This is a genomic window from Megasphaera lornae, assembly GCF_000214495.1.
Taxonomy (GTDB): Bacteria; Bacillota; Negativicutes; order Veillonellales; family Megasphaeraceae; genus Megasphaera; species Megasphaera lornae.
On record NZ_AFIJ01000013.1, the window covers coordinates 1 to 6,229 of the forward strand.

Genomic DNA, 6,229 nt, shown 5'->3' on the forward strand with positions numbered 1-6,229 from the left:
CACCTGTTGATAAACAACAGGTGCTTGTTTTTTTGTGCAATATACATACCGACATATGGCAGTTTTATCTCGCATCACTGGCCATAACCAACCCCGTTATCATAGCCGCTCCGTGTTTTTTTAATACGCGGGCACACCCGTCCAACGTAGCGCCGGTAGTATAAATGTCATCGACTACAATAATATGTCGTCCTTTTACCATAGAAGCACAGTTTCCTTTTATGGCAAAAGCATTTTTTATATTGTCATATCGTTCTTGCGAAGTAAGTGCATATTGCCCGGCCGTAGGACGTACACGTTGCAATATATCCAGCCAAGGAAGCTCCATATGCCGCGCCCAGGAACGAAATAAAATTTCGGTTTGATTAAAACCGCGAATTTCTTTTTTTTCCCATGCCAACGGCACCGGCACTACGCCGTGATGAGTTTGTAATCGTTTCGTCCACGGAAAGGAAGATAATAGTTCCCGCCAGGGATCGTCTTGTCCCGAGTGTGCACCATATTTTAAATCGCGCAGCCCTTTTCCTACCGGTCCCCTATACGAAGCGACACAATATATCGCATCAAGAAAGCGAATGTTTCCTTGCCGCTGCAACCTTCGCCCGTCGCCCCATTTTCGTTTACAAGCATGGCACCAATGCTGTTGCGGACGAAGCAGACCGTTACAACCGGGACATCGCGGCGGATACAGCATCGTATTTAAAAAGTGAAAAAATTTTATCCCCATAGTCCTTCCACCTGTAATCGCGCCGCCAAAAGTGTACAGCGGCGATTGGTTTTAGCATTTAAAACCGCCTGTTGCAAGGCTTTTTTTTGACCGACTATAATAACTTTTTGTTTCGCTCGCGTAACAGCCGTATATAATAAATTTCGCTGCAGCATGATAAAATGACTATTCACTAAACTGAGAATAACCGTATGATATTCGCTGCCTTGACTTTTATGTACCGTCACTGCATAGGCCAACGTAATTTCATTGATTTCATCTTTGGTATACGTAACATCCCGCTCTGCATACCGAACAAAAATTTTATCGTCATGAATTGCCCAAATTTCTCCGATATCCCCGTTAAATACCCCTTTATCATAATTATTTTGTTTCTGCATTACTTTATCGCCGATACGATAACAGCTGTCCCCCTGAATATATTCGGGACGATTTACAGCGGACGGATTATACTGTGCTTGAATAAGGCGATTCAAATTATCTACTCCGCAAGAATTTTTATACATAGGCGCCAACACTTGAATATGAAAAATATCTTCGACACGCTGCCGTTCTTGCCCATATAAATCGGCAATTTTCCGAGCGCCGTTTTCTTCCGAGTCAATTTCTATAAATTGAAACTCTTCCTCTTGATTACATACGGGGACTCTACCTGACCGGATTAAATGGGCATTGGTAACAATACGACCGCCTTCTTTTTGACGAAAAATAGTATTCAAACGTACGGACGGAACCATACGGGAATGTAAAAAATCATGTAATACGGCACCGGCGCCTACGGCCGGTAATTGTTCCGCATCCCCTACCAATACACAGCGACAAGAATCAGGCAATGCTTGGAATAAATGATAGCAAAGTTCCATATCCAACATGGATACTTCATCCACAATAACCATATCGGCAGGCAGTTGTTTGTCCTCATTGTATTCAAATATTTGTTTACCGCCCGTTACGCCGTTGGCGCCCAATAATCGATGAATGGTATACGCTTCCCGACCGGTTGTTTCCCGTAAGCGTTTGGCCGCTCTTCCCGTAGGTGCACATAACAGAATCCGCAAGCCCTCCTGTTCGGCAACTTGGATAATCGCCCGTATGACGGTTGTTTTCCCGGTTCCGGGACCGCCTGTTATAATCTGTATTTGTGATTGCAAAGAAGATATGACGGCTTCCCGTTGTTTAGGATCCAGCGTAAATTGATAGGTTTCCTGCCAGCTTTTTAAACAGGCATGAATAGCGTGTCGGTCTCTATCTACACGCGTAGCCGTCATTTCGCGTACACGTTCTGCAATCGTACATTCTTCATCATACTGATGCACGGTATAAATGTATTGTTCATTTCTATACTCATCACTTTTTAACAGGCCTTGTTGTAATAAATCCGCCAACGGCTCTTGTAATACTTGTGGCGGCACTTGCAATAAATCCCCGCCGTCTTTAAGTACTACCGACCGAGGCAGGCAAACATGCCCCTTACGGGTACGATTACATAATACATATACTAAGGCCGCATAAAATCTTTTTTCACTGTTTTCGGCACCGCCATATGCCAATGCAATTTGATCGGCCATCTTAAAGCCGATACCATCTATATCCTGCATTAAACGATACGGATCCGTCGTTAAAACCGTCAGCGCCTTTTCTCCGTAGTGCTGTATTAAACGACCGGCATAGCGCCCGGAAATCCCGTGAGATTCCATATCCCAGGCGACCTGATGAAGAATTTTTTTAGAACCTATACAGGATTTTATTTGCGCCACCTTTTTAATACCGATTCCCTGTATTTGTAATAGTTTATCCGGATCATTTTGTACGATATCCATCGTTTGCAAATCAAATGCGTCCACCATCCGTTTGGCTAATTCCGGTCCAATCCCCGTCACCTCGCCGGAACTTAAAAAACGAAGAATGTTTTCTTTAGAATTTGCTTGCTGTCGTTGCCACGATGTACCCGCCCATTGCCGTCCATATTTTTTGTGTTCCGTCCACGTTCCCTGTATACAAAGGGAATCGCCGACTAACGGTTTTTCCATGTGACCGGCAACGGTCACGATTTTCTTTTCCGAGTCCGTACGGATCGTAAAAACTAAAAAATCGGAATCGGGAGCAATAAATATAAGCCGTTCCACTATCCCTTTTAAACTTATTTCGTCACCCATATATCCTCCATTTTTTCGGCTTCATAGTTTTTACTTTCCGCCATAATACAGCGATAAATATTTTGCAAATAAGGGGCTAATTCGCCATTGTTCGCCAATGCGGCAATCCGTTTTAATACGGCGGCTTCCCGCCGGGGATCAAAAATTTCCATATGTTGCGCTTTCTTATAGCAGGCCACCTGTGCAACTAAATGCAACCGCTGTTCCAATAGTTGTGTTAATTCCCGATCAATTTCGTCAATTTGTCGACGACATTCGGTTAAATCCACGCATACCCCTTCTTTCTTTTTATATTATTATACGCTACATCCGCTATAGTGGCTACTTTTATTTGCAACGGCTTTTTTATTAAAAAAAAGCCGTTCAACGAATACATTTGAAAAGAAATATAAATTGTCAATAGAATAAAGTTTGGGTATAATAGAACAGTGAGTTTGTATTTTATTCTATAAAAGGTTGTGATGACATGGAAGAAAAGCAAGGCCTGCGCCGTAGTTTAAAAGCCCGCCATATGAATATGATCGCCATCGGCGGAGCTATCGGTACGGGGCTCTTTGTCGCCGGCGGCGAAACGGTAAGTTCGGCAGGCCCCGGCGGGGCATTGGTTTCCTATGCCCTAATCGGTATTATGGTATATTTTCTGATGACCAGTCTGGGGGAAATGGCCGCTTATTTGCCTGTCAGCGGTTCTTTTGAAACCTATGCGAATCGTTACGTTGATAAATCATTGGGATTTGCGCTGGGCTGGAATTATTGGTTTAACTGGGCCATTACACTGGCGGCGGAATTGGTAGCCGGTTCCTTAATTATGAAATATTGGTTTCCCACTGTACCGGCCGCCGTATGGAGCGGTATGTTTTTAATTATTCTGTTTTTATTAAACTATCTGTCTACCCGCTCTTATGGCGAAAGTGAATTTATTTTTTCCGGCATAAAAGTCGTTACCGTACTGGTCTTTCTCTTTGCCGGTGCCTGTTTAATTCTCGGCATCGGGCCGAGCAGTTCTCCCGGATTTACCAATTGGACAATCGGTGATGCGCCATTTGTAGGCGGATTTACTTCCATGTTGGGAATTTTTATGGTAGCGGGATTTTCTTTTCAAGGGACGGAAATGATCGGGATTGCGGCCGGTGAAAGCGAAGATCCGGAAAAAAATATCCCCCGTGCAGTACATTCTATTTTTTGGCGAATTTTATTGTTTTATTTCGGTTCTTTTATTGTCATCGGATTTTTAATTCCTTATACAGATCCCAATTTATTAAATACCGATATTGCCAATATTTCCATCAGCCCTTTTACCCTTGTTTTTGAACGCTTCGGATTCACTGCGGCGGCCTCGCTGATGAATGCCGTTATTTTAACAGCCGTCCTTTCTGCAAGCAACTCCGGGCTTTATGTTTCTACCCGCATGCTGTATTCTATGGCGGAAACGGGACAAGCCCCGAAATGTTTTTTAAAATTAAATAAACGCGGCGTCCCCGTACCGGCATTGTTGGCTACCGCCGCTTTCGGTCTGGCCGCTTTCCTTACCTCCCTGATCGGGGAAGGTAAAGCCTATGATTGGCTCGTCAACATCAGCGGCATGGCCGGATTTATTACTTGGATAGGAATTGCGATTTGCCATTATCGATTCCGGCGAGCCTATGTTGCCCAAGGTCGCGATTTGAAAGATTTGCCGTATCGTGCCACGCTCTTCCCTTTCGGGCCGATTTTAGCACTCATTATGTGTATTATTATCACTGCCGGACAAAACTATTCCGCCTTTTTGGGACCTCATATCGACTGGTACGGTGCTTCTGTAGCATATATCGGTATTCCTGTATTTTTGGCAGTATTTCTCTATCATAAAGCGAAACATAAAACGCATATTGTCCCGTTACAAAAAGTTGACTTATCCCGTCATCAAAAATAATATTTACCGACATAAAAACCGCGTATTCTTTTTAAGAATACGCGGTTTTTAGTATCGCCGACAAACATAAATAATATCTTATATCAATACATCATAACTTTTAGCAATATTATTACGAATCGCTTGACAACATTGTTTAAATTCCAATTGTTCTTCCGGCGTAAGATGATATTCCATAACCGCTTCCACACCGTCCGCACTGATAATCGCAGGAATACCGCAATAAATCCCCCGTTCGCCATATTCCCCCTGTAAATATGCGGAAACCGGAAGAATCCGCTTTTCATCTCGTAAAATCGTACGTACCAAGGTGGCACCGGCCGAAGCCACCCCATATTCCGTGCACCCTTTCCCGACATACGTGACCCAAGCCCCTTTAATGGCTTTTGCTTGCGATTCATCTTTAGTAAATGAAAATTGCGGAGTATGCGCTAATTCGGCTAAAGGTTTTCCATAAAAAGAAATACAGGACCACGCCGCCATTTGCGAATTACCGTGTTCGCCAATCATAAAGGCCGTAAATCCGCGCGCATCCAATCCTGTATGTGCCGCTATCACATGAATAAGCCGCGCCGAATCCAATAAGGTCCCGGTACCGACTACCCGATGAGACGGTAAACCGCTCTTTTCACGAATTAAATTAGTAATTACATCACAAGGATTCGTAATATTGACAAAAATTCCGTCAAACCCGGCCGCCATGATTTTCGGAATAAACGATGATACTTCTTTTACGCTATTTTCTAATTCCTTATCCCGATCATGCGTTTCCAAAAGCGCAATATTCCCGACTGCATTCACAATAATATCACAATCTTTCAAGCCGGCATAATCTACTTCTTTATACCTCGTATGATTCGGCATAAACGGTGCGGCATCATTCAAATCTTGTGCTTCACTGCGAACTTTTTGTTCGTTTTTATCACATATGCGCACTTCATCGGCAATGCCCATCATTCCTAAATTAAATGCCACATGGGCACCTACATGGCCGACGCCGACTACTCCGACAATTCGTCTTTTTAATTTCATCACTGCTTCCTCCTGTTCAACGGTAGGTATAACTACTATATTTTATATAGCGAAAATACATATCAATAATATCATTCTTAGTAGGCCATCGCAATTAGTAAAACGTTTTTCTTATTGCCGAATACACATATATTCCCACAAAACTTGCAAAAAAAATATAGTTCTGTCGCTACATACATTCCCGAAATTTTCTCTTGAACAGCTTTTTATATCTATGTTATAATATGTGACATACGTGCGAGTGTGGCGGAATGGCAGACGCACCAGACTTAGGATCTGGCGCCTCACGGCGTGAGGGTTCAAGTCCCTCCACTCGCACCAAAGCCGGCATAGATATATGCCGGCTTTTTATTGTATATAAAATATGAAAAAAACTATCTTGTATACACAAGATAGTTTTTT

At 43.1% G+C, this 6,229-nt stretch carries 5 protein-coding genes and 1 tRNA gene; 2 read left to right on the forward strand and 4 right to left on the reverse strand.

Annotated elements, in window-relative coordinates; translation table 11 throughout:
* Positions 1-64 precede the first annotated feature (64 nt).
* The 3 genes from HMPREF1039_RS02405 to HMPREF1039_RS02415 are packed head-to-tail and all read right to left on the reverse strand — an operon-like array spanning position 65 to position 3,152.
* On the reverse strand, positions 65-727 hold the full coding sequence (locus HMPREF1039_RS02405) for a ComF family protein (protein WP_007390805.1): 663 nt from the start codon (positions 725-727) through the stop codon (positions 65-67).
* The gene (recD2, locus tag HMPREF1039_RS02410) at positions 718-2,883 is read right to left on the reverse strand and encodes an SF1B family DNA helicase RecD2 (RefSeq protein ID WP_007390801.1); all 2,166 of its coding nucleotides are present in this window, start codon (positions 2,881-2,883) and stop codon (positions 718-720) included. Before recD2 ends, HMPREF1039_RS02405 begins: the two co-directional genes overlap by 10 nt.
* The gene (locus HMPREF1039_RS02415; protein ID WP_007390802.1) at positions 2,868-3,152 is read right to left on the reverse strand and encodes a chorismate mutase; all 285 of its coding nucleotides are present in this window, start codon (positions 3,150-3,152) and stop codon (positions 2,868-2,870) included. The genes recD2 and HMPREF1039_RS02415 overlap by 16 nt, the downstream gene beginning before the upstream one ends.
* A 197-nt stretch (positions 3,153-3,349) precedes the next feature.
* On the opposite strand from HMPREF1039_RS02415, the gene HMPREF1039_RS02420 reads away from it, so the two are divergent.
* Complete coding sequence (locus HMPREF1039_RS02420; RefSeq protein ID WP_007390803.1) at positions 3,350-4,795, forward strand: amino acid permease; 1,446 nt, start codon at positions 3,350-3,352, stop codon at positions 4,793-4,795.
* Positions 4,796-4,873: 78 nt separating this feature from the next.
* On the opposite strand, the gene HMPREF1039_RS02425 is transcribed toward HMPREF1039_RS02420, so the two are convergent.
* Positions 4,874-5,827, reverse strand: coding sequence for a lactate/malate family dehydrogenase (locus HMPREF1039_RS02425; protein ID WP_007390804.1), 954 nt, complete (start codon positions 5,825-5,827; stop codon positions 4,874-4,876).
* Between the two features lie 237 nt (positions 5,828-6,064).
* Between HMPREF1039_RS02425 and HMPREF1039_RS02430 the strand changes: the two genes are divergently transcribed.
* Positions 6,065-6,148: transfer RNA gene (locus tag HMPREF1039_RS02430), tRNA-Leu, on the forward strand.
* Positions 6,149-6,229: the final 81 nt, after the last annotated feature.